Source organism: Ruminococcus sp. AM43-6, assembly GCF_003461785.1.
Classification (GTDB): domain Bacteria; phylum Bacillota; class Clostridia; order Oscillospirales; family Ruminococcaceae; genus Hominimerdicola; species Hominimerdicola aceti.
The window spans coordinates 54,772-76,184 of record NZ_QTXU01000002.1 but is presented as its reverse complement, the minus strand read 5'-3'; the positions used below and the strand labels follow the sequence as shown (position 1 = coordinate 76,184).

Annotated in this window: 32 protein-coding genes; all 32 read left to right on the top strand. The window is 45.0% G+C overall.

Annotated features, from left to right (window positions below; translation table 11 throughout):
• Positions 1-4: 4 nt before the first annotated feature.
• The 32 genes from DW938_RS02110 (at position 5) to DW938_RS01950 (ending at position 21,412) form a co-directional block, all read left to right on the top strand.
• Complete coding sequence (locus DW938_RS02110; protein WP_118123750.1) at positions 5-655, top strand: HAD family phosphatase; 651 nt, start codon at positions 5-7, stop codon at positions 653-655.
• A 558-nt stretch (positions 656-1,213) separates the two neighbouring features.
• The gene (gene rpmG, locus DW938_RS02100) at positions 1,214-1,363 is read left to right on the top strand and encodes a 50S ribosomal protein L33 (RefSeq protein WP_002848320.1); all 150 of its coding nucleotides are present in this window, start codon (positions 1,214-1,216) and stop codon (positions 1,361-1,363) included.
• Positions 1,364-1,384: 21 nt separating this feature from the next.
• Positions 1,385-1,639: a preprotein translocase subunit SecE gene (secE, locus tag DW938_RS02095; protein ID WP_117877710.1), complete on the top strand. Its 255-nt coding sequence runs from the start codon at positions 1,385-1,387 to the stop codon at positions 1,637-1,639.
• Between the two features lie 44 nt (positions 1,640-1,683).
• Positions 1,684-2,214: a transcription termination/antitermination protein NusG gene (gene nusG / locus DW938_RS02090; RefSeq protein WP_038672647.1), complete on the top strand. Its 531-nt coding sequence runs from the start codon at positions 1,684-1,686 to the stop codon at positions 2,212-2,214.
• A 139-nt stretch (positions 2,215-2,353) separates the two neighbouring features.
• Entirely contained in the window at positions 2,354-2,779 is a 426-nt protein-coding gene (gene rplK, locus DW938_RS02085; RefSeq protein WP_117877709.1) for a 50S ribosomal protein L11, read from the top strand.
• 104 nt (positions 2,780-2,883) lie between these two features.
• Positions 2,884-3,579: a 50S ribosomal protein L1 gene (rplA, locus tag DW938_RS02080; RefSeq protein WP_022287003.1), complete on the top strand. Its 696-nt coding sequence runs from the start codon at positions 2,884-2,886 to the stop codon at positions 3,577-3,579.
• Positions 3,580-3,808: 229 nt separating this feature from the next.
• Positions 3,809-6,019, top strand: coding sequence for an alpha-galactosidase (locus tag DW938_RS02075; RefSeq protein WP_118123868.1), 2,211 nt, complete (start codon positions 3,809-3,811; stop codon positions 6,017-6,019).
• A gap of 177 nt (positions 6,020-6,196) precedes the next feature.
• Positions 6,197-8,485, top strand: a complete 2,289-nt coding sequence (locus DW938_RS02070) for a cellulose-binding protein (protein ID WP_118123748.1) — start codon at positions 6,197-6,199, stop codon at positions 8,483-8,485.
• A gap of 248 nt (positions 8,486-8,733) precedes the next feature.
• Entirely contained in the window at positions 8,734-9,393 is a 660-nt protein-coding gene (locus DW938_RS02065; protein WP_118123747.1) for a hypothetical protein, read from the top strand.
• A gap of 611 nt (positions 9,394-10,004) precedes the next feature.
• Positions 10,005-10,319 carry a 30S ribosomal protein S10 gene (rpsJ, locus tag DW938_RS02060; RefSeq protein ID WP_022286999.1) on the top strand — a complete coding sequence of 105 codons (315 nt, stop codon included), beginning with the start codon at positions 10,005-10,007 and terminating at the stop codon, positions 10,317-10,319.
• A 94-nt stretch (positions 10,320-10,413) separates the two neighbouring features.
• Positions 10,414-11,049: a 50S ribosomal protein L3 gene (rplC, locus tag DW938_RS02055; RefSeq protein WP_022286998.1), complete on the top strand. Its 636-nt coding sequence runs from the start codon at positions 10,414-10,416 to the stop codon at positions 11,047-11,049.
• A 17-nt stretch (positions 11,050-11,066) separates the two neighbouring features.
• Entirely contained in the window at positions 11,067-11,690 is a 624-nt protein-coding gene (rplD, locus tag DW938_RS02050) for a 50S ribosomal protein L4 (RefSeq protein WP_038672642.1), read from the top strand.
• Positions 11,690-11,980, top strand: a complete 291-nt coding sequence (gene rplW / locus DW938_RS02045; protein ID WP_038672640.1) for a 50S ribosomal protein L23 — start codon at positions 11,690-11,692, stop codon at positions 11,978-11,980. The genes rplD and rplW overlap by 1 nt, the downstream gene beginning before the upstream one ends.
• A 193-nt stretch (positions 11,981-12,173) precedes the next feature.
• Positions 12,174-13,007 carry a 50S ribosomal protein L2 gene (gene rplB / locus DW938_RS02040; RefSeq protein WP_022286995.1) on the top strand — a complete coding sequence of 278 codons (834 nt, stop codon included), beginning with the start codon at positions 12,174-12,176 and terminating at the stop codon, positions 13,005-13,007.
• Between the two features lie 23 nt (positions 13,008-13,030).
• A complete protein-coding gene (gene rpsS, locus DW938_RS02035; RefSeq protein WP_022286994.1) occupies positions 13,031-13,312 on the top strand; it encodes a 30S ribosomal protein S19 in 282 nt (93 codons plus the stop codon).
• 19 nt (positions 13,313-13,331) lie between these two features.
• On the top strand, positions 13,332-13,667 hold the full coding sequence (gene rplV, locus DW938_RS02030) for a 50S ribosomal protein L22 (protein ID WP_022286993.1): 336 nt from the start codon (positions 13,332-13,334) through the stop codon (positions 13,665-13,667).
• A 20-nt stretch (positions 13,668-13,687) separates the two neighbouring features.
• Positions 13,688-14,470, top strand: coding sequence for a 30S ribosomal protein S3 (rpsC, locus tag DW938_RS02025; RefSeq protein ID WP_022286992.1), 783 nt, complete (start codon positions 13,688-13,690; stop codon positions 14,468-14,470).
• Positions 14,470-14,901 carry a 50S ribosomal protein L16 gene (gene rplP / locus DW938_RS02020; RefSeq protein WP_022286991.1) on the top strand — a complete coding sequence of 144 codons (432 nt, stop codon included), beginning with the start codon at positions 14,470-14,472 and terminating at the stop codon, positions 14,899-14,901. The genes rpsC and rplP overlap by 1 nt, the downstream gene beginning before the upstream one ends.
• Positions 14,901-15,098, top strand: coding sequence for a 50S ribosomal protein L29 (gene rpmC, locus DW938_RS02015; RefSeq protein WP_118123746.1), 198 nt, complete (start codon positions 14,901-14,903; stop codon positions 15,096-15,098). The genes rplP and rpmC overlap by 1 nt, the downstream gene beginning before the upstream one ends.
• 21 nt (positions 15,099-15,119) lie before the next feature.
• Entirely contained in the window at positions 15,120-15,380 is a 261-nt protein-coding gene (gene rpsQ, locus DW938_RS02010; protein WP_022286989.1) for a 30S ribosomal protein S17, read from the top strand.
• 73 nt (positions 15,381-15,453) lie between these two features.
• Complete coding sequence (gene rplN / locus DW938_RS02005; RefSeq protein WP_022286988.1) at positions 15,454-15,822, top strand: 50S ribosomal protein L14; 369 nt, start codon at positions 15,454-15,456, stop codon at positions 15,820-15,822.
• A gap of 17 nt (positions 15,823-15,839) precedes the next feature.
• The gene (gene rplX, locus DW938_RS02000; RefSeq protein WP_022286987.1) at positions 15,840-16,163 is read left to right on the top strand and encodes a 50S ribosomal protein L24; all 324 of its coding nucleotides are present in this window, start codon (positions 15,840-15,842) and stop codon (positions 16,161-16,163) included.
• Positions 16,164-16,179: 16 nt separating this feature from the next.
• Positions 16,180-16,722, top strand: coding sequence for a 50S ribosomal protein L5 (rplE, locus tag DW938_RS01995; RefSeq protein WP_022286986.1), 543 nt, complete (start codon positions 16,180-16,182; stop codon positions 16,720-16,722).
• A 14-nt stretch (positions 16,723-16,736) separates the two neighbouring features.
• On the top strand, positions 16,737-16,922 hold the full coding sequence (locus tag DW938_RS01990) for a type Z 30S ribosomal protein S14 (protein WP_022286985.1): 186 nt from the start codon (positions 16,737-16,739) through the stop codon (positions 16,920-16,922).
• A gap of 16 nt (positions 16,923-16,938) precedes the next feature.
• The gene (gene rpsH, locus DW938_RS01985; protein ID WP_022286984.1) at positions 16,939-17,337 is read left to right on the top strand and encodes a 30S ribosomal protein S8; all 399 of its coding nucleotides are present in this window, start codon (positions 16,939-16,941) and stop codon (positions 17,335-17,337) included.
• 13 nt (positions 17,338-17,350) lie between these two features.
• The gene (gene rplF / locus DW938_RS01980; RefSeq protein ID WP_117877704.1) at positions 17,351-17,902 is read left to right on the top strand and encodes a 50S ribosomal protein L6; all 552 of its coding nucleotides are present in this window, start codon (positions 17,351-17,353) and stop codon (positions 17,900-17,902) included.
• Positions 17,903-17,920: 18 nt separating this feature from the next.
• A complete protein-coding gene (gene rplR / locus DW938_RS01975; RefSeq protein ID WP_022286982.1) occupies positions 17,921-18,280 on the top strand; it encodes a 50S ribosomal protein L18 in 360 nt (119 codons plus the stop codon).
• Between the two features lie 15 nt (positions 18,281-18,295).
• On the top strand, positions 18,296-18,796 hold the full coding sequence (rpsE, locus tag DW938_RS01970; protein WP_022286981.1) for a 30S ribosomal protein S5: 501 nt from the start codon (positions 18,296-18,298) through the stop codon (positions 18,794-18,796).
• A gap of 14 nt (positions 18,797-18,810) precedes the next feature.
• Positions 18,811-18,987, top strand: coding sequence for a 50S ribosomal protein L30 (gene rpmD, locus DW938_RS01965; RefSeq protein WP_022286980.1), 177 nt, complete (start codon positions 18,811-18,813; stop codon positions 18,985-18,987).
• Between the two features lie 15 nt (positions 18,988-19,002).
• Complete coding sequence (gene rplO / locus DW938_RS01960; protein WP_022286979.1) at positions 19,003-19,443, top strand: 50S ribosomal protein L15; 441 nt, start codon at positions 19,003-19,005, stop codon at positions 19,441-19,443.
• 2 nt (positions 19,444-19,445) lie between these two features.
• Positions 19,446-20,741 carry a preprotein translocase subunit SecY gene (gene secY / locus DW938_RS01955; RefSeq protein ID WP_118123745.1) on the top strand — a complete coding sequence of 432 codons (1,296 nt, stop codon included), beginning with the start codon at positions 19,446-19,448 and terminating at the stop codon, positions 20,739-20,741.
• Positions 20,742-20,779: 38 nt separating this feature from the next.
• Positions 20,780-21,412 carry an adenylate kinase gene (locus tag DW938_RS01950; protein ID WP_022286977.1) on the top strand — a complete coding sequence of 211 codons (633 nt, stop codon included), beginning with the start codon at positions 20,780-20,782 and terminating at the stop codon, positions 21,410-21,412.
• Position 21,413: the final 1 nt, after the last annotated feature.

Below are 21,413 nucleotides of genomic sequence, written 5' to 3'. Positions count from 1 at the left end.
TACAATGGACATAAAAGATTTTAAGGGACACATTTTCGACTTGGACGGCACTCTGACAAGATCAAATCACGTTTGGTCAAAGATAGATGAGGAATTTCTCGGCAAGCGTGGGATAAAAGTGCCTGAGGACTATTTCAAGCAGGTGTCTGCAATGAATTTCGAGCAGGCGGCTGTTTATACAAACGATAGATTTTCTCTGGGTGAGAACATTCAGGATATAATGAAAGAATGGTTCGATATGGCGGTGTATGAGTATACGAACGTTATCGAGCTTTGCGGAAACGCAGGGGAGTATGTGCGAAAGCTTAAGGAACAGGGCAGGAAGATAGCATTGGCGACCGCTTCAACTGAGGAGCTTTATAAGCCGGTGCTAAAGAGAAACGGCATTTTGGATCAATTTGATTGCTTCGTGTCTACAGAGCAGGTGGAGAGGGGAAAGGGCTTTCCTGACGTTTATGAACTGGCGGCTGAAAAACTGGGGCTTGAATCGAAGGCTTGCGTGGTTTATGAGGATATAGTCGAGGGCATAAAGGGAGCGAAAGCAGGAGGGTTCTTTGCTGTGGCTTGCTTGAATGACCATTACTCGCATGACTGGGACGAGATGAGAGAGATCGCTGATGCGACCGTTGAAAATGGGGAGTTTCCTGTTAAGTGAGGAGTGAGGAGTGAGGAATTGGCATAGCTGACCATAGTTGTGCACAAGTATTTTAATGAGGAATGAGGAATTAGGAATGAGGAATGGGCATCGCTGACCATAGTTGTGCCCCAGCACCGAGCAGAGCGATTTTGCCCGAAGAAGCTGTAGGGGCTGGCGCCCTCGACAGCCCGTTTCTGGGAGCGGCAAGGTTTGAATTTATACAAACCATGTGGGCGACCAAAGGTCGCTCCTACAAAAAAAATCATCGCCGACAGGCGATACCATAATTCCTCACTCCTCACTCCTCATTCCTCATTTCTCATTCCTCACTCGACAAACGAAAAAGTTTACAAAAAATTAATAAAATTCTTTGACAAATGATTGACAAAGAAGAACACAGATGTTATAATTGTAGTACCTCTTTATGAGGTCTATTTTTTTGCGCTCTTTTTTTTGAGCGTGAAAAAGCATAAGTTACCTCAGGGCTGATTTGACAGCTTGCGTGAAAACGTATGAGGGAGGCAGACGTACCCTGAATGTTCTTGCGGGGTATAAATTTCGTCAGGAGGTGCCGAAATGAGAGTAAAAATTACACTTGCTTGTACTGAGTGTAAGCAGAGAAACTACAACACTAAGAAGAACAAGAAGAATGACCCTGACAGACTTGAAATGAACAAGTATTGCAAGTTCTGTAAGAAACACACTCTTCACAAAGAGACTAAGTAATATTGAAAGGAGCTATTTCTAATGGCTAAAAAAACAGATGTTACTAAGTCTTCAAAAAAGGATACCGGCAAGGATCAGAAGAAGAAGGGCGGAATAAGAAAATATTTCAGAGAGCTTAAAGCTGAAATGAAAAAGGTCGTTTGGCCAACAAGACAGCAGGTGACTAAGAATACGGGAGTTGTTCTCACGGTAATGGTCGTTATGGCTCTGTTCCTTTTCGGCGTTGATTCAGGTCTGGGTGCAGCTATCAAGGCTATCCTTAAAATCGGCGGCTAAGCCGTCACAACGGTTTTGACAACATCAATATGGAGGTAAGAAACATGTCAGAAGAAGCAAAGTGGTATGTTGTTCACACTTATTCAGGTTATGAGAATAAGGTAAAAAGCAATATTGAAAAGGTTGTTGAAAACCGAAACCTTCAGGATCTCATCCCTGAGGTAATGATCCCAATGGAGGAAGTTACCGAAGTAAAGGGCAATAAGATCGACAAGGGCGACAGAAAGCTTTTTCCAAGCTATGTGCTTGTAAAAATGGTGCTTACAGACGATTCATGGTATATCGTTAGAAATACCAGAGGCGTTACGGGCTTCGTTGGTCCTGCGTCAAAGCCTGTTCCGCTGACCGATAAAGAGGTCGCAGCACTGGGTGTTGACACACAGAGAAGCGCTAACGTTCAGGTCGGCTTCAAGGAAGGCGACAACGTCGTTGTAACAGCAGGTTCATTCGAGGGCTTCACAGGAGTTGTGGAGAAATTCGATATGGAAGCACAGACGGCAGACGTCAGAGTATCTATGCTGGGCAGAGAAACAACTGTTACTATGCCGCTGACACAGATAAAGTCTGAGGAATAAGGAAAAAGGCGGTAAAACTCCGCAAACATTCGTGAAAATGGAAGCAAAGCCGTCAATGACGGTTCGGATATACGGCTTCCGGAAACGTGGGAGAGCGTATGACGCTCGCCTTACCACTTAATTATGGAGGTGCGAACAAATGGCACAGAAGGTAGTAGGCTATATTAAGCTTCAGATTCCAGCAGGAAAGGCAACTCCTGCACCACCGGTTGGTCCAGCTCTTGGTCAGCACGGTGTAAACATCATGGCGTTCACAAAGGATTTTAACGAGAGAACTAAGAACGATATCGGTCTTATCATCCCTGTTGTTATCACAGTTTACGCAGACAGATCATTCACATTCATCACCAAGACTCCTCCGGCAGCAGTTCTCATCAAGAAGGCTTGCAAGATCGAGTCAGGTTCCGGTGTTCCTAACAAGACTAAGGTCGCAACTATCACAAAAGAGCAGCTTCAGAAGATCGCTGAGCAGAAGATGCCTGACCTGAACGCAGCAAACCTCGAGAGTGCTATGAGCATGATCGCTGGTACATGCCGTTCAATGGGCGTTGTAGTTGAGGACTAATCAATCGTACTGTGCATTCATGCACGGCAATGGTGGGAGGAATTTTCCGCTAACCGACTAGATATCCACTGTCGGTATTACCACTTAATGAGGAGGAAATATTAATGAAACATGGCAAGAAGTATGTTGACAGCTTCAAGGCTATCGACAAGGCTAAGCAATATGACGCTCCTGAGGCTCTGGAACTTGCAGCTAAGGGTGCTAAGGCAAAGTTCGATGAAACTATCGAGCTTCACATTCGTCTGGGCGTTGACTCAAGACACGCTGATCAGCAGGTAAGAGGTGCTGTTGTACTTCCAAACGGAACTGGTAAGACTGTAAGAGTTTGCGTATTCTGTAAGGAAGACAAGTACGAGGCTGCTAAGGCAGCAGGCGCTGACTATGTTGGCGGCATGGATCTCGTTGAGAAGATCACAAAGGAAAACTGGATGGATTTCGACGTTGTAGTTGCTTCACCTGACATGATGGGTGTTGTAGGACGTCTTGGTAAGATCCTCGGACCTAGAGGACTTATGCCAAACCCAAAGGCAGGAACTGTTACTCCTGACGTAGCTAAGGCTGTTACAGAGGCTAAGGCTGGTAAGATCGAGTATCGTCTTGATAAGACAAACATCATTCACTGCCCTATCGGTAAGGCTTCATTCGGTGTTGAGAAGCTCGAGCAGAACTTCAACACACTTATCAACGCTGTTGTAAAGGCTAAGCCAGCCGCTGCTAAGGGTCAGTACCTTAAGAGCGTAGTTGTAGCTTCTACAATGGGCCCTGGTATCAAGATCAGCACTGCTAAATACGGCAACTAATCTGATAACAGATAAATATTGAATTTTTGAGGGACTTGTGCTAAATGCATAAGTCCCTTTTTTATATATTCCCACAATTTGAACCACCTGTGTTCAAATATTTGCATTATCAAGAAAAATTAACAAAATAATTTTCAAAGTAATCGTTTTACCCTGTTGCATTATTTTTTTTATGTGTTATAATATCAATTGAGCCGTAAGGTTCAGATTTTTGCAAGGAGTGATAATTATCAATATCTTTTATAACGAAAAAGATAAGGCTTTCAAGCTGAGAGCCAATAATACAGACTATATGATGAAGGTCTGCGAGGAGGGCTACCTCGCTCACGTTTACTATGGAAATAAAGTCCCTGACGAGGATCTGACTTATCTTCTACGTCTTGACGAAAGCCCTTTTACCCCTGCTACTAATGACCGTGACAGAGCAAGCTTTATGGATACACTGCCTTTTGAATATCCATGCTTCGGTCTTGGCGACTACAGAGAGTCTGCATTCAAGATAATGGACGCAAACGGTATGTCGACCTGTGACCTGAGATATGTTTCTCATAAAATGTATGAGGGCAAACCAAAGCTTGAGGGTCTGCCTGCTACTTTCGCTACTGAGGAAAGCGGTTGTTCAACTCTCGAGATAACAATGTATGATAAGTATGCCGATATCGAAGTCGTTCTTATATACACAGCTTTCGATAAGCTTGACGTTATCACACGTTCTGCGGTCATCACAAACAAGGGCGAGAAGCCTTTTAAGATAACAAGAGCCCTTTCAGCTTGCGTTGATTTTGATACAGACAAAATGGATATGATTACACTCAACGGCTCTTGGGCTAGAGAAAGAGCGGTTGAAAGATGCAGACTTCACCACGCTAAACAGCTTGTTGATTCCTGCAAGGGCGAATCATCACATCAGAACAATCCGTTCGTTGCCCTCTGCGACAATAACGCTGACGAGGATAAGGGCGAGGTGTTCGGCTTCAACTTTGTTTACTCTGGAAACTTCTATGCTCAGGCTGAAGTTACTCAGCATAAGAAAACTCGTTTCATTATGGGTATAAATCCTTTGGATTTCGAGTGGCTTTTGGAAAAGGGCGAAAGCTTTACCTGCCCTGAGGTAGTAATGGTGCACTCTGACGAGGGTATAGGCAAAATGTCAAGAACTTTCCATGACCTCTATAGAAACAACCTTATCAGAGGCGAGTATAAGGATAAAAGACGTCCGATACTCATCAACAACTGGGAAGCTACTTACTTTAATTTCGATACTGACAAGCTTATAGATATCGCTAAGGAAGCTTCAAAGCTTGGCATAGAAATGCTTGTTATGGACGACGGCTGGTTCGGTCATAGAGATTCTGATAACTCATCACTGGGCGATTGGTTCGTTTATGAGAAGAAGCTCAAGGGCGGTCTTAAATATCTCGTTGACGAGGTAAATAAGCTTGGCATGAAGTTCGGCATTTGGTTCGAGCCTGAAATGATATCCCCTGACTCTGAACTTTATAAGGCTCACCCAGACTGGGCTATCCAGATAAAGGGCAGACCTCTGACACTTTGCAGAGAGCAGTATGTTCTTGACTATTCAAGAAAAGAAGTCAGAGATCATGTTTACGGCATGATGAAGAAGATTCTCGACAGTGCGAATATCGAGTACATCAAGTGGGATATGAACAGACAGCTTACAGAGGTCGGCTCGGCTACCCTGCCTGCTGAAAGACAGAGAGAGCTTTGGCACAGATATGTTCTCGGTGTTTATGACCTTATGGACAGACTTACAACAGATTATCCTCATATCCTGCTGGAGAACTGCTCAGGCGGTGGAGCAAGATTTGACCCCGGTATGCTTTACTACAGCCCACAGATATGGTGTTCTGACGATACAGACGCTATCGAAAGACTGAAGATACAGCATGGCACTTCAATGTGCTATCCATGTTCGGCAATGGGTGCGCACGTTTCCGATTGCCCTAACCATACTGTTGGCAGAAACACTCCTTTTAAGACAAGAGGTCACGTTGCTATGGTGGGTACGTTCGGCTATGAGCTTGACGTAACAAGGATACCTCAGGAGGACAGGGACGCTATCCCTGCACAGATAGAGGAGTTCAACAAGTTCAACAAGCTTGTAAGAACAGGCGACCACTACAGAATAGGCAATATGTTTGAGGACAACACCTGGGACGCTTGGGAGTTCGTTGCAAAGGACAAGAGCGAAGCTCTCTTTGAATTCGTTCAGGTGCTTGGCAGACCAAACGAAAGATCAAGACGTATCAAGCTCAAAGGTCTTGAAGCTGACGCTTACTATTATGAGGAGAACGAGCCTGACAAGAAGATTTCAGGTGCGGCACTTATGAATGCAGGCATCAATATCGCAAAGATGTGGAACGGCGACGGACTTTACGGCGACTTCTGCTCAAAGATACTTCATTTTATAAAGGTGTAAGAGCAAAGCGTTTATCAAAGTTGTGGTAAGGTTAGATAAATACACAAAAGACTATTGACAATTTGAAGATATTGTAGTACAATAATTGTGAAATAAGTTCAAATTTTAAAGGCGGAGATCTTCCGCCTTTAAATAACACAGAGATGTAAACGAATACAACTTATAAGGAGAATTTTTATGAGGTTAAAAAAGCTAATGGCAGTGGCTTGCGCCGCCGCCCTTACAGTGACAGCTTTCGCAGGCTGCTCAAAAAAGAACGATTCCTCCAGCGGCTCTGACAGCAAGGGCGACGCTAAGAAGGAGTATTACAACGCTCAGCCTGTTGACACTGGCTGGGAGTGGGGAAATGTCGAGATAGTTGACGGTGGTTTTATCCCTGACGTCATCTATAACCCTACTGAGGAGGGGCTTATCTACGCCAGAACAGATATGGGCGGCGCTTATAAGTATAATAAGGATACTCAGCGCTGGGAGTGTATAACAGATTGCTTTGGCGGCGACGATTGGAACTATAACGGAACAGAGAGCCTTGCAACTGACCCTGTTGAGCCAAACAGAGTTTATCTGGCAGCTGGTACATACTCCACAAGTAATGGTGCAATATTTGCTTCTGACGATTACGGCAAGAACTGGACTATCTGCGAAATGCCTTTCGGCATGGGCGGTAACGAGGTCGGAAGAGGCTGCGGTGAAAGACTTCAGGTAGACCCTAACGATAACTCTATACTTTACTTCGGCTCAAGAGCTGACGGACTTTGGAAGTCTACAGACTACGGTGCAACATGGAACGAGGTCACTTCATTCCCTACAAAGGGCGGATATACTGAGGACGGATATTCTATCGGACTTACATTCGTGGCGTTCGATAAGTCAAGCTCTGAAAAGGGTCAGGCAACAAAGACAATAATCGTTGGCTCAGCAGGAACACAAGGGGATTACCTCTATCGTTCCGATGACGCAGGCGAAACCTGGACAGCTATCCCTAATCCAAAGTCTGAAGCTACAGGCGACAAGACCGAGAAGCTCAAGCCTTGTCAGGGAGAGATATCTTCTGACGGATATCTCTATTCAACATGGTCTTATAAGGTAGGACCAAACGGTGCTTCTGACGGAGCAGTTCAGAAGTATAACCTTAAAACAGGCGAGTGGACAGAGATAACTCCTGAGAGATCTTATACTTGCGGTTACAATGGTATCTCAGTAAACCCTAACGACCCTAACATGATAGTATGCACAACTCTTGACCTTTGGGCATATTTCGACAACCTTTTCGTTTCCTATGACGGAGGCGAAACTTGGAACGGCATTTGGAGCTGTGACGAGAATGGCAAGACGGTAAACAACTTTGATCTTGATATAAGCAATGCTCCTTGGCTGGATTGGCAGGGACAGCTCAAGCCGGGCTGGTGGATGACAGGCGTTGCTATCAACCCGTTCAACCCAGATGAGGTTCTTTACACAACAGGTGCAACTATCTTCGGCACATCAAATCTTTCAAAGATAAAGGACGAGCCTGTTGACATAAGCGTAAAGGCAATGGGCGTTGAAATGACGGCTATCTTTGACTTCGTTTCACCTCTCGATAATGGCGAGGGTACTCCTGAGCTTTATTCCACAATGGGCGACCTTTACGGCTTCCGCCATGATGATGTAACAAAAGCTCCGCAGGAGCATTATGGCGACTTCAAGGCGACATCTATCGACTGTGCGGCGCAGGATTATAAGATAGTGGTAAGAGCAACTAACGACGGCGACGGCTCAGTTTACTATTCAACAGACGCAGCCGAAACCTGGCAGGCAGTGGAAACTCTTCCTGAGGGTGTTGAGAAGAAAGCAGGCGGCACAGCTAAGCTTTCCGCTGACGGCAAGACCATTTTCTATCAGAGCGGCACAACAGGCGTTGCTGCGGCAGTAACAAGCGACTTTGGCAAAACATGGACAACCTGCGAGGGACTTCCTGCCGGTGCAGTTATTGAAACAGATAAGGTAAATCCTGATAAGTTCTACGGCTCATATGACGGAACGTTCTATATGAGTACAGACGGCGGCAAGACTTTCAGTCCTATCGCAAATATGCTGGTTTCAGCAACATCAATAAAAGCTTGTCCTGATACAGAGGGCGACCTTTGGATATCAGTTGGCGCAGGTGGCGTTTATTATCTGGATACTGCAACAGGCACGCTTGCATCTACATCTCAGGACGTTACACAGTGTGACGCTATCGGTCTTGGTAAGGCTGTAAAGGACGGCGACTACATGGCACTCTACATGATGGGCGAGGCAAACGGCGACGGCTACGGCATTTATATGTCAGCCGACAAGGGAGTAACATGGAAGCGTATCAATGATGACACACAGAAGTGGGGCAACGTTAGAAAGATAATCAGCGGCGACCCTAAGGTATACGGCAGAGTTTATGTAGGCACTGACGGACGTGGTATCATTATGGGAAACGTTAAGCAGTAATACATTATAATATAGCGAACAGAGCGGTGCAGATAGTACCGCTCTGTTTTTGTCTTTGCCCGAATGTCAGGCGTTTCCACATCTTGCATAAGTGAATAAAATCGGAAGTGCAAATTTGTGCATTGTTATGATAAATCTTAAAATCATCTTAGCAAAATTACAAATGCTTGCATTTGGTGCAGATTTTTGTTATTATATTACTGTAAGAAGAGATCAGAAGATACAGACAACAGAAAGGGGTGCTTAATATGAACGATGCAAATAAAGAAACAAACGCAGCTTATGAAGAACCGAAAAAGAAGGTGTATGTAAAGCTTATAATATTTCTTGCGTTGATAACGGCGCTGTTCATAGTTTTAGGGGCAAAGTTCGTGCTGTTTTATTACAGAACCCATGGAATTGGAGGACACTATATTTATAAGGGCTGTGATGCCAAGGTCGTTCACGCCCTACCCGAAGGGCTAACAGATGAGGCAATATCAGATGCTGTGATAAATGTTGAGTATGGTAAAGAGAAAAATGACTTCGATAAATATGACTGCTTAGCGGAAAGCCACTATCTCCTAGGCGTGCAGAATGTGGACGATACCCATTGCAAGGTGTATGTAATGAGTCTGTGCGAACGATACAGATATTCATACACCGAGAATGTCAGCGGCTCGTCAATGTGCAGAATGATAGATTTCCAAAAAGAGAATGGCGAGTGGGCAATGACAGACAGTTGGCAGCCGAGGGACGGTGCAGGTTATACGGCATCAATAAAGCAAACTGTTCCCAAGGAGATCTCAGACGAGGCGGTCGATACACAGATCCACATAAAAGAGCTAATGGCGGAAAATACTAATAAGGCTAAAGATTATTTTGAAAAGCTGAATGACAGCGGGTCAGTTCATAATGCTGCTCTTTAGGTGCATTTGGCTGAATAAAACTGCGTTTGCAGAGGATATGAATAAAATGTAGCGGCAAATGATACGTCAAATGAAAATTGTGCAATGTGTATAAAATGATAAATGAAAATAGATAAAAATTCTATATTGTAATTTGTCTGTAACCGCTTGCAAATGGCTTGAAAGTAGTGTATAATAATACTTGCGTGACTGCACAGTGTATTTAATGTACACGATGATGATATGCGATGAAGCGGAAGGTTGCTGACAGTTGGTCAGGTAATTTCCGTGGAGTATGTCCGATTTTAAACCGGGCGACTGTTAATACCGAACACAGTATGTGCTTATGCTTCTTGCGATGGCGGACAAGGTCTGCTTTAGCGTGAGTATGTGTGATGCTGTGTGCGCTGTTTTCTGAGTCCGAAAGCCTTGTGGGTTTCGGAATTTTTTATGAGAACGGCAGGGAACACACGGCAGAGTGTAAACGGGTATCAACAGAAAGCTTTTAAAGCTCGAACCTGTCAATTGCGTAAGCGATCGGCACGCCTCGATCATTTACGCAATTGACTGAGGCTTGAGTGAAAGAAAGCTGCCCCCTAAACTTTTTTAATTTGCACAAGGAGGCGATTTAAGTGGCAGTCAATGAAAAGATCAGAATCAAGATCAAGGGTTACGAGCATGCGGTTGTAGACGCAGCTGCAGCAAAGATCGTTGAGGCTGTTAAGCGTTCAGGCGCACAGGTTTCAGGTCCTATCCCACTTCCTACAGACAAAGAGGTAATCACGATCCTCAGAGCTGTACACAAGTACAAGGATAGCCGTGAGCAGTTCGAGATGAGAACTCACAAGAGACTTATCGACGTTCTGAGACCTACAAAGGAAACAACAGCAGCTCTTGAAAATCTTGAACTTCCTGCAGGCGTTAACATTGTTATGGAGATCAAGTAATCTCCAAATGAGATCGCGTGCGATCTCAAAAAACATTTAACACGCAGGTCACGTCGGACAAGTCCGACCAATAACCACATAGGAGGAAAACATAATGCAAAAGGGAATCATCGGTAAGAAAATCGGTATGACACAGATTTTCGATGAAGCAGGAAAAGTAATTCCTGTAACAGTTGTTGAAGCTGGTCCTTGCGTTGTCGTTCAGAAGAAGACAGTTGAGAATGACGGCTATGAGGCTGTTCAGCTTGGCTATGGCGACATCAGAGCGAAGAGAGTAAACAAGCCTCTTCAGGGTCACTTCAAGAAGGCTGACGTTGCAATGAAGAGAACTCTTAAGGAGTTCAGACTTGCTGACACATCAGCTCTTAATGTTGGAGATATCGTAAAGGCTGACACATTTGCTGCAGGCGACATCGTTGATGTCAGCGGTACAAGCAAGGGTCACGGATTCTCCGGTACGATCAAGCGTCACAACAACTCAAGACTTAAGGAAACTCACGGTACAGGTCCTGTACACAGACACGCAGGTTCTATGGGTGCTTGTTCATCACCTTCAAGAATCTTCAAGGGCAAGGGTATGCCTGGTCAGTACGGTAACGTAAAGGTAACTGTACAGAATCTTGAGATCGTCAAGGTAGACGCAGAAAACAATCTTATCGCAATCAAGGGCGCAATTCCTGGACCAAAGAACGGTACAGTTACAATTTGCGACTGCGTTAAGAAGGCTTAGTGGAAGGAGGAATCATAATGTCACAGATTTCAGTATTTGATATGACAGGCAAAAAGGTTGCCGACACTGAGCTTAACGATGCTATTTTCGGTATCGAGCCAAACAAGGCTATCATGCACGCTATGGTTGTAAATTATCTTGCAAACCAGAGACAGGGCACACAGTCAACTCTTACAAGAACAGAAGTAAGAGGCGGTGGTAGAAAGCCATGGAGACAGAAGGGAACAGGTCACGCAAGACAGGGTTCTATCAGAGCTCCACAGTGGGTACACGGTGGTGTTGCTCTCGGTCCTAAGCCAAGAGATTACAGCTATTCACTTAATAAAAAGGAAAGAAGACTCGGTATGAAGTCTGCACTTTCAACAAAGGTCGTTGACGAGAATCTCGTAGTTGTTGATTCAATCAAGCTCGAGAGCTACAAGACAAAGGCAGTTGTTGAGATGCTCAAGGCACTTGGTGCTGAGGGTAAGGCTCTCATCGTTACAGCAGAGTCTGACAAGACTGTTGTCAAGAGTGCAGCCAACATTCCTGGCGTTAAGACAGCTACTGTAAATACTCTCAGTGTTTACGACATTCTGAACTATGATAAGTTTATCGTTTCTTCAGAGGCTGTAAAGAAGATTGAGGAGGTTTACGCATAATGAGAACTGCTCAAGATATTATTTTAAAGCCAGTTATCACTGAAGACTCTATGGACAGACTTCAGGCTAACAGATACACTTTCAAGGTCGCTAAGGACGCTAACAAGATCGAGATCGCTAAGGCAGTTGAAGAGCTTTTCAACGTAAAGGTAGCTAAGGTAAACACGATCAGCGTTAAGGGTAAGCAGAAGAGAATGGGAAGAAGCGTAGGCTACAGACCAGACTGGAAAAAAGCGATCGTTACTCTTGAGGGTGACAAGACAATCGAATTCTTCGAGGGCTTGTTCTAAATCCTCTAAAAGAGGTGCAGCGTAAGGCTGCATTGCTCCGAAGAACTTCATGAATACCGAGAAGCCTTCGGAAAGGTCTTGCGAGGCGGCGAGGACCGCTCATCATTTCACCGCAGGACGTAAGTATGGAAGGGCGCTTGGCGTGAAAACGCTTTGACCTTTTCGCAAAACTCAGATAAGGAGTGAATTTCAAATGGCAATAAAGAGCTACAAGCCTACAACAGCCGGCAGAAGAGGTATGACAGTTACCGATTATTCCGAGCTTTCAAAGGTTGCTCCATGTAAGTCTCTGCTTGAGCCACTCAAGAAGAACTCAGGTAGAAACAGCTACGGTAGAATCACTGTTCGTCACAGAGGCGGCGGAGTAAGAAGAAAATACCGTGTAATTGATTTTAAGAGAAACAAACTCGATATGAACGCAACAGTTCTTACTATCGAGTACGATCCAAACCGTTCAGCATTCATTGCTCTTGTAGAGTATGAGGACGGCGAGAAGAGATACATCATCGCACCTTATGGTCTTAAGGTCGGTGACGTTATCAGAGCAGGCGCAGACGCAGACATCAAGCCTGGTAATGCACTTGCAATGATAAACATTCCTGTTGGTACTTTCATTCACAACATCGAGCTTTATCCTGGTAAGGGCGCACAGCTCGTTCGTTCAGCAGGAAACATGGCTCAGCTCATGGGTAAGGAAGACAACTACGCACTTGTAAGACTTCCTTCAGGCGAGATGAGAAAGGTCCCTGTAAACTGCATGGCTACAATCGGTCAGGTAGGAAACATCGACCATGAGAACGTAAATATCGGTAAGGCAGGTAGAAAGCGTCATATGGGCTGGAGACCTACCGTTAGAGGTTCTGTAATGAACCCATGCGATCACCCACACGGTGGTGGTGAGGGTCGTGCTCCAGTTGGTAGACCAACTCCAGTTACACCTTGGGGTAAGCCTACAATGGGATACAAGACCCGTGCTAAGCATCATCGCTCCGATAAGTTTATCGTAAAACGCAGAAACGGTAAGTAATGCTGAAAGGAGGCAGATGATCAATGGGTAGAAGTGTCAAGAAGGGACCATACGTACAGGAGGTCCTTTACAAGAGAGTTAAGGCAATGAACGATGCAGGCGAGAAGAAGGTGCTCAAGACATGGAGCAGAGCTTCTACAATATTCCCTGAATTCGTTGGTCACACATTCGCAGTTCACGACGGACGTAAGCACGTTCCTGTATATGTAACAGAGGACATGGTTGGTCACAAGCTGGGAGAGTTCGCTCCAACAAGAACATTCAAGGGTCATGCAGGTTCAAAGACCTCAAACAACGGTAAGTAGTGCGGAAGGAGGAATACAAATGGAAGCAAAAGCAATTCTGAGAAATGCTCGTATTGCTCCTCGTAAGGTACAGATCGTTCTCGATCTGATCAGAGGAAAAGACTATGATGTTGCAATGGCAACAGTAAAGCATACACCAAAGGCTGCAAGTGAATATCTTGAGAAGCTTCTGAAGTCCGCCGCTCACAACGCTGAGAACAACCATAACATGGATAAGAACAACCTTTACGTTGCAGAGTGCTATGTTTGTCCAGGACCGATAATGAAGAGAATCATGCCAAGAGCACAAGGCAGAGCATATAGAATCCTTAAGAGAACATCACACGTTACGATCGTTCTTAAGGAAAAGGAATAAGCTGAAAGAGGAGGTAAACTATGGGACAGAAAGTAAATCCACACGGACTTCGTGTCGGTGTGATTAAGAATTGGGACTCCCGCTGGTTTGCAGAAAAGGGTACTTTTGGCGATACACTGGTTGAGGATTACAACGTTCGTAACTTCATTCTTAAAGAGCTGAATACAAGATCAAAGAATCCAGCAGATAAGTGCGTATACGCCGGCGTTCCAAAAGTAGAGATCGAAAGATTTGCCGATAAGGACGGCGGTCAGAAGGTAAGAATCCACATCCACTGTGCAAAGCCTGGTATCGTAATAGGCAGAGGCGGCGCAGAGATCGAAAAGCTCCGTGCAAACGTTGAAAAGATGATCGGCAAGAGCGTTGCTATCAACATCGTTGAGGTAAAGCAGCCTGACATCAATGCACAGCTCGTTGCAGAAAAGATCGCACATGATCTTGAAGATAGAATCTCATTCAGAAGAGCAATGAAGCAGTCTATCGGCAGAGCAATGAAGCTCGGCGCTAAGGGTATCAAGGTTAGATGCGGCGGCCGTCTTGGCGGTGCAGAGATCGCTAGAGCAGAAACATACCACGAGGGTACAATTCCACTTCAGACGATCAGAGCTGACATCGACTATGGTACAGCTGAGGCACACACAACTTACGGTAGGATCGGCGTTAAGGTATGGATATACAGAGGCGAGGTTCTTAAGGGCGAAGTTGCTGCTTCAGACAAGAGAGAGTCAAACGACAGAAGACGCCAGAACAGAAATGGTAAGCGTGACTTCAATAAGGCTAAAAAAGAGGGAGGTAACAAGTAATGCTGCTTCCAAAGAGAGTTAAGTTCAGAAAACAGCACCGTGGCCGTATGACAGGAAAGGCTATGAGAGGTAACACAGTTTCTCACGGTGAGTATGGTCTTCAGGCTCTTCAGCCTGCTTGGATCACATCAAATCAGATCGAAGCTGCCCGTATCGCAATGACAAGATACATCAAGCGTGGCGGTCAGGTTTGGATCAAGATCTTCCCAGATAAGCCTGCAACAAGAAAGCCTCTTGGAACTCGAATGGGTAAAGGTAAGGGCGCACCTGAGTATTGGGTAGCCGTTGTTAAGCCAGGCAGAGTAATGTTCGAGATCGCAGGAGTACCTGAAGAGACAGCTAGAGAAGCAATGCGTCTTGCAATGCACAAGCTGCCTATCAAGTGTAAGTTCGTTAAAAGAGATACTCAAGAAACGGGTGGTGAGCAATAATGAAGGCTAATGAAATCAAGGATATGACAGTCGACGAGCTCAACAGCAAACTCGCTGAGCTCAAGCAGGAGCTTTTTAACCTTCGTTTCCAGCACGCTGTAAATCAGTTGGAGAATCCTAAGAGACTTCAGGCTGTGAAGAAGGATATTGCTTGTGTAAAGACATTCATTCGTAAGCAAGAGTCCAATGTTCAGTAATTTTCGAAGGGAGGATTAACTGTGAGCGAAGAGAGAAATTTGAGAAAAACCAGAGTTGGCGTTGTAGTTTCCAACAAGATGGATAAGACTATCGTAGTTGCTATCAAGGATAACGTACAGCACCCACTTTACAAGAAGATCATCAAGAGAACAGTTAAGCTTAAGGCACATGACGAAAACAATGTCTGCAATATAGGCGACAAGGTTGAAGTTATGGAAACAAGACCTCTGTCAAAGGACAAGAGATGGCGTCTTGTTAACGTTCTTGAGAAGGCTAAGTAATTAAAACGCAATAGTGCAGGTGGCAGATAACTTCTGCCGACCGCACGTTAAATTCTGAAAGGAGGAACGCACTGTGATACAAATGCAGACTTACCTGAAGGTAGCAGATAACTCCGGAGCAAAGGAGCTTATGTGCATCAGGGTACTCGGCGGAACACGCAGAAAGTATGCAAACATCGGTGACGTTGTAGTTTGTTCTGTTAAAAAGGCAACACCAGGCGGAGTTGTTAAAAAGGGCGACGTTGTTAAAGCAGTAATCGTTCGTTCAGCTAAGGGTCTTCGTCGTGCAGACGGCACATATATCCGTTTTGACGAAAACGCAGCTGTTATTATCAAAGAAGACAAGAACCCAAGAGGTACTCGTATATTTGGACCAGTAGCTAAGGAGCTCAGAGAGAAGGATTATATGAAGATCCTTTCACTTGCTCCAGAAGTTCTTTAATTGGAGGTGTCGTAACAATGAATAAGGTACACGTAAAAACAGGCGACACCGTCGTTATCCTCTCCGGTAAGGACAAGGGTAAGAAGGGCAAGGTCCTGGAAGTTTCCCCTAAGGAGGGAAAGGTAATCGTTGAGGGTCTTAACATTGCTACAAAGCACGTTAAGCCAAGACGTCAGGGCGAGCAGGGCGGCATAGTTGAGGCTGAGGCTGCAATGTACGCTTCAAAGGTACAGGCAGTTTGCCCTAAGTGCGGCAAGCCAACAAGAGTCGCTCATAAGTTCCTTGAGGACGGTACTAAAGTTAGAGTCTGCAAGAACGCAGACTGCGGCGAAGAATTTTAATTAGGAGGATATTACGATGGCTAGACTTAAAGAATATTATGTTAGCGACGTAGCTCCTGCTATGATGAAGAAATTCGAATACGCTAACGTTATGCAGATCCCAAAGCTTGATAAGGTAGTTATCAACGTGGGCTGCGGCGCAGATAAGGATAACAAGAAGGTTATCGATGCTATCATGACTGATCTGGCTGCTATCACAGGACAGAAGCCGATCGTTTGTAAGGCAAAGAAGTCCGTTGCTAACTTCAAGCTCAGAGACGGACAGATCATCGGTGTTAAGGTAACACTGAGAGCTGAGAAAATGTATGAATTCGTTGACAGACTTTTCAACGTAGCATTTCCTCGTGTAAGAGATTTCAGAGGTATCAACCCTAACTCTTTCGACGGCAGAGGCAACTACTCTACTGGTCTTAAGGAGCAGCTGATCTTCCCTGAGATCGAATACGACAAGATAGATAAGGTTCGTGGTATGGATATCAACTTTATCACAACTGCAAAAACTGATGAAGAGGCAAAGGAGCTGCTTTCACTTATGGGTGCTCCATTTGCTGATAAGTAAGAGGAGGATAAAAAATGGCTAAGAAGGCTATGATCAACAAACAGCAGGCTACGCCTAAATATTCCACTCGTGCTTACAACAGATGTAAGATCTGCGGAAGACCTCACGCTTATCTGAGAAAGTTCGGCGTTTGCCGTATCTGTTTCAGAGAGTTGGCTCACGAGGGTAAGATTCCGGGAGTTAAGAAGGCTAGTTGGTAAAAGGAGGTTAACACGCATGCAAATTACTGATACAATAGCGGATCTTCTTACAAGAATCCGTAACGCTAGTACTGCGAAGCACGCAACAGTTGACGTTCCTGCATCTAATATGAAGAAGTCTATTACACAGATCCTCGTAGACGAAGGATACGTTAAGGACTTCAAGATCATTGAAGACGGTAAGCAGGGTATCATTAGAATTACTCTTAAATATGACGAGAACAGAAATCCAGTCATCACAGGACTCAGAAGAGTATCAAAGCCTGGTCTGAGAATTTACGCAAGCTGCGAGGATATGCCAAAGGTTATAAAGGGTCTTGGCATTGCTATCGTATCTACTTCAAAGGGCGTTATCACAGACAAGAAGGCTAGAGAGCTGAATGTCGGCGGAGAAGTTCTCGCATTCATCTGGTAAGGAGGACTAAGTTATGTCAAGAATAGGTATTAAGCCAATTAGTGTTCCTGCAGGTGTAGAGGTTACTGTTGCAGACGGAAACGTAGTTACAGTAAAGGGTCCTAAGGGTTCACTCACAAAAGAGTTCCACAAGGATATGATAATAAAGTGTGCAGACGGCGTGATCACAGTAGAGCGTCCTTCAGAGGATAAGCTCCACAAGTCACTGCACGGTCTGACAAGAACACTCGTACACAACATGGTAGAGGGTGTTACAGAGGGTTTCGCAAAGAAGCTTGAGATCGTTGGTGTAGGTTACAGAGCACAGAAGCAGGGCAAAGACCTTGTTCTCAACCTTGGTTTTTCTCATCAGGTAATCGTACCTGAAACAGATACTATCAAGATCGACGTACCTGACGCAAACCACATCGTAATTTCAGGTTGCGACAAGCAGGAAGTAGGTCAGTTTGCTTGTGAGATCCGTGAGAAGCGTCCACCAGAGCCTTATAAGGGTAAGGGTATTCGTTACGAAGGCGAGTATGTTATCCGTAAGGAAGGTAAGGCTGGTAAGGGCAGCAAGAAGTAATAAAAGGAGAGAATTACTATGGTTAAAAAGCTTGACAAGGCTAAGGCAAGAGCAAAAAGACATCAGAGAGTCCGCAACAAGATCAACGGAACAGCTGATTGTCCTCGCCTCAACGTATTCCGCTCCTCTAAGCATATTTATGCACAGGTTATCGACGACGTAAACGGCGTAACACTTTGCAGCGCTTCCTCAATGTCCAAGGACTTTGAAGGCAACGGCGGCAACAAGGAAGGCGCTCGTAAGGTCGGCGAAATGATCGCTCAGGCGGCTAAGGCAAAGGGCATCGAGAATGTCGTATTCGACAGAGGCGGCTACCTTTACCACGGACGTGTTCAGGAGTTGGCAGACGGAGCCCGTGAAGGCGGACTTAAGTTCTAAAGAGGAGGGTAAACATTGGCTTTAATAGATGCTTCAAACATGGAACTTACTGAAAAGGTCGTTGCAATTAACAGAGTATCAAAGACTGTTAAGGGCGGCCGTATAATGAAGTTCTCAGTCCTCGTAGTAGTAGGCGACGGAAACGGAGTAGTAGGTTTCGGAATCGGTAAATCAGGAGAAGTTCCTGACGCAATCAGAAAGGCAATCCAGGACGCCAAGAAGAACCTTATCAGAATTTCACTTAAGGGAACAACGATCCCACACGAAATTATCGGTAAGTTCGGTGCAGGCGAGGTTCTTCTCAAGCCTGCAGCACCAGGTACTGGAGTTATCGCAGGCGGCACAGTAAGAGCCGTTGTAGAAGCTGCTGGAATTAAGGATATCAGAGCTAAGCAGCTCCGTTCAAACAATCCTTACAACGCAGTAAGAGCTACAATAAGCGGTCTTGCTAACATCAGAAGCGCTGAAACAGTAGCAGCTCTCAGAGGCAAGACAGTTAAAGAAATTACAGGCTAAGGAGGATAACAGTTATGGCAATTAACATCGAACTGATAAAGAGCCTTAACGGAAGAAGCGATAAGCAGGTCGCTACCGCTAATTCACTGGGTCTCAGAAAAATCGGGGATAAGACTTGTCAGCCTGACAATCCTCAGACAAAGGGAAAGGTAAAGGTTATCTCCCATCTTATTAAAGTAACTGAAGCATAAGGAGGTGCAATCTGAATGAAACTGCACGAATTATCACCTGTTGCAGGCTCCGTAAAGGAGAGCAAGCGCAAGGGCAGAGGTCACGGTTCTGGTAACGGAAAGACCGCAGGCAAGGGACATAAGGGTCAGAAGGCTCGTTCCGGCGGCGGAATAAGACCGGGCTTTGAAGGCGGACAGACAATGCTCGCAAGAAGAATCCCTAAGCGTGGATTCAACAATATTTTCGCAACAAAGTATGCTATCGTAAATGTATCTGATCTTGATAGATTTGTTGACGGCACAGTTGTTGATACTGAGCTTCTTAAAGCTTCAGGCATCATCAAGAAGGAACTTGACGGCGTCAAGATCCTCGGAAACGGCGAATTAACTAAAAACCTTACCGTTAAGGCTGCTAAGTTCTCAGCAGCTGCTAAGGAAAAGATTGAAAAGGCAGGCGGGAAGGTTGAGGTGATGTAATTGTGATAGAGACATTTCGTAATGCCTGGAGAGTTCCGGAATTAAGAAAAAAACTTCTATTTACTTTTTTCATCATCATCATCTACAGAGTCGGCGGTACAGTTCCTGTGCCTTACCTTGACTCAGTCGCATTGTCAGCATGGTTTGAACAGAGTGCTTCGTCAGGTGACTTTTTCAGCTATCTGAACGTTCTGTCAGGAGGTAACTTTTCAAAAGCTACTCTCTTGGCGCTCTCCGTTTCACCTTATATCAATGCACAAATTATCATTCAGCTTCTGACCTACGCTCTCCCACCGCTGGAAAGACTCCAGAAGGAAGGTCCTGAGGGTAGAAAGAAACTTAACAAGATAACAAAATATGCGTCACTTGCTATTGCTATCTTCCAGGCGTGGGCATATTACCTCACCATGAAGAAAGCGGGTGCTTGTGTTTACACAGATGGATTTAGCAAGATATTCGCAGAGATAGTTATTATCGCTTGCTTTACAGCAGGTGCGTCACTGACAATCTGGCTTGGTGATGAGATCAACGAGAAGGGTATCGGAAACGGTATCTCAATGCTCCTGTTCGCAGGTATCATTGCAAGAGGTCCTTCAGCAGTTATCGGTCTGTTCGATTACATGAAGACAGGCGAGGCTAAGAACATCATTCTCGTAATTGCTATCCTTGTTGTATTCATTCTGATGATAGGCTTTATCATCTTTATGAACGAGGCTGAAAGAAGAATACCGATACAGTACGCTAAGAGAGTAGTCGGCAGAAAACAGTACGGCGGTCAGAATACTTTTATTCCGATCAAGATCGCAATGAGCGGCGTTATGCCTATCATCTTTGCAATGGCTTTCATGTCACTGCCTTCAACACTCAAAATGTTCATTGAACCAAAGAGCGGAAGCTTCTACGATCACTTCCTTCACTGGTTCGAGTACACTCATCCGTTCTACGCTTGTCTGTACTTTGTGCTGATAATCGGCTTCAACTATTTCTATGTTTCGATGCAGTATAACCCACTTGAGATCGCAAACAACCTCAGACAGAACAACGGCGGTATCCCTGGTATCAGACCAGGTAGACCAACTTCCGATTATCTGAAGAAGGTTTTGTCAAAGATAACATTGGTAGGAGCTGTGTTCCTCGGAATAATCGCTATCTTCCCTATTATCTTCACTTCGATCACAAAGATGAATATTGCAATGGGCGGTACTTCGATACTCATCGTTGTATCAGTTGCTCTTGAAACTGCAAGAACTATGGAATCTCAAATGATGATGCGTCATCATAAGGGCTTCCTTGAATAAACCATAGGCTTTACGTTTGAGATAAAAAGGAGTTAAAAATGAATATTATTCTTTTAGGCGCTCCCGGTGCGGGAAAAGGAACTCAGGCTGAGGTTATCTGCAAGGCTCTGAACATTCCTACTATTTCTACAGGCAATATGCTCAGAGCTGCTGTTAAGGCTGGCACTGAGTACGGTCTCAAGGCTAAGGCTGCTATGGACGCAGGCGACCTTGTATCAGACGATATCGTAATTGGTATCCTTAAGGACAGGATCGCTGAGCCTGACGCTCAGAACGGTTTCATTCTGGACGGTTTCCCAAGAACAGTTCCTCAGGCTGAGGCTCTTGACGCTATGGGCGTTAAGATAGACAAGGTCATAGAGATATATGTTCCTGACGAGACTATTCAGCAGAGACTTTCAGGCAGAAGAGTTTGCCTCGACTGTGGCGCTACTTACCACACAGCTTTCAAGCCTTCAAAGGTAGAGGGCGTGTGCGATGTTTGCGGAAAGCCGATCGTTATCCGTAAGGACGACGAGCCTGCAACAGTTATCAGCAGACTTCAGACATATCACAAATCAACCGCTCCTCTTAAAGATTACTACGGCAAGCAGGGTAAGCTCGTTACTGTTGAGGGACAGGATAAGGTAGAGGACACTTCAAAGCTTGTTCTCGAAGCTGTTAAGGCATAGA

Bases quoted from the DNA above. Each gene is read 5' to 3' on its own strand.
- DW938_RS02110 (WP_118123750.1), top strand. From the start codon at position 5: ATGGACATAAAAGATTTTAAGGGACACATTTTCGACTTGGACGGCACT.
- rpmG (WP_002848320.1), top strand. From the start codon at position 1,214: ATGAGAGTAAAAATTACACTTGCTTGTACTGAGTGTAAGCAGAGAAAC.
- secE (WP_117877710.1), top strand. From the start codon at position 1,385: ATGGCTAAAAAAACAGATGTTACTAAGTCTTCAAAAAAGGATACCGGC.
- nusG (WP_038672647.1), top strand. From the start codon at position 1,684: ATGTCAGAAGAAGCAAAGTGGTATGTTGTTCACACTTATTCAGGTTAT.
- rplK (WP_117877709.1), top strand. From the start codon at position 2,354: ATGGCACAGAAGGTAGTAGGCTATATTAAGCTTCAGATTCCAGCAGGA.
- rplA (WP_022287003.1), top strand. From the start codon at position 2,884: ATGAAACATGGCAAGAAGTATGTTGACAGCTTCAAGGCTATCGACAAG.
- DW938_RS02070 (WP_118123748.1), top strand. From the start codon at position 6,197: ATGAGGTTAAAAAAGCTAATGGCAGTGGCTTGCGCCGCCGCCCTTACA.
- DW938_RS02065 (WP_118123747.1), top strand. From the start codon at position 8,734: ATGAACGATGCAAATAAAGAAACAAACGCAGCTTATGAAGAACCGAAA.
- rplC (WP_022286998.1), top strand. From the start codon at position 10,414: ATGCAAAAGGGAATCATCGGTAAGAAAATCGGTATGACACAGATTTTC.
- rplD (WP_038672642.1), top strand. From the start codon at position 11,067: ATGTCACAGATTTCAGTATTTGATATGACAGGCAAAAAGGTTGCCGAC.
- rplW (WP_038672640.1), top strand. From the start codon at position 11,690: ATGAGAACTGCTCAAGATATTATTTTAAAGCCAGTTATCACTGAAGAC.
- rplB (WP_022286995.1), top strand. From the start codon at position 12,174: ATGGCAATAAAGAGCTACAAGCCTACAACAGCCGGCAGAAGAGGTATG.
- rpsS (WP_022286994.1), top strand. From the start codon at position 13,031: ATGGGTAGAAGTGTCAAGAAGGGACCATACGTACAGGAGGTCCTTTAC.
- rplV (WP_022286993.1), top strand. From the start codon at position 13,332: ATGGAAGCAAAAGCAATTCTGAGAAATGCTCGTATTGCTCCTCGTAAG.
- rpsC (WP_022286992.1), top strand. From the start codon at position 13,688: ATGGGACAGAAAGTAAATCCACACGGACTTCGTGTCGGTGTGATTAAG.
- rplP (WP_022286991.1), top strand. From the start codon at position 14,470: ATGCTGCTTCCAAAGAGAGTTAAGTTCAGAAAACAGCACCGTGGCCGT.
- rpmC (WP_118123746.1), top strand. From the start codon at position 14,901: ATGAAGGCTAATGAAATCAAGGATATGACAGTCGACGAGCTCAACAGC.
- rplX (WP_022286987.1), top strand. From the start codon at position 15,840: ATGAATAAGGTACACGTAAAAACAGGCGACACCGTCGTTATCCTCTCC.
- rplE (WP_022286986.1), top strand. From the start codon at position 16,180: ATGGCTAGACTTAAAGAATATTATGTTAGCGACGTAGCTCCTGCTATG.
- DW938_RS01990 (WP_022286985.1), top strand. From the start codon at position 16,737: ATGGCTAAGAAGGCTATGATCAACAAACAGCAGGCTACGCCTAAATAT.
- rpsH (WP_022286984.1), top strand. From the start codon at position 16,939: ATGCAAATTACTGATACAATAGCGGATCTTCTTACAAGAATCCGTAAC.
- rplF (WP_117877704.1), top strand. From the start codon at position 17,351: ATGTCAAGAATAGGTATTAAGCCAATTAGTGTTCCTGCAGGTGTAGAG.
- rplR (WP_022286982.1), top strand. From the start codon at position 17,921: ATGGTTAAAAAGCTTGACAAGGCTAAGGCAAGAGCAAAAAGACATCAG.
- rpmD (WP_022286980.1), top strand. From the start codon at position 18,811: ATGGCAATTAACATCGAACTGATAAAGAGCCTTAACGGAAGAAGCGAT.
- rplO (WP_022286979.1), top strand. From the start codon at position 19,003: ATGAAACTGCACGAATTATCACCTGTTGCAGGCTCCGTAAAGGAGAGC.
- DW938_RS01950 (WP_022286977.1), top strand. From the start codon at position 20,780: ATGAATATTATTCTTTTAGGCGCTCCCGGTGCGGGAAAAGGAACTCAG.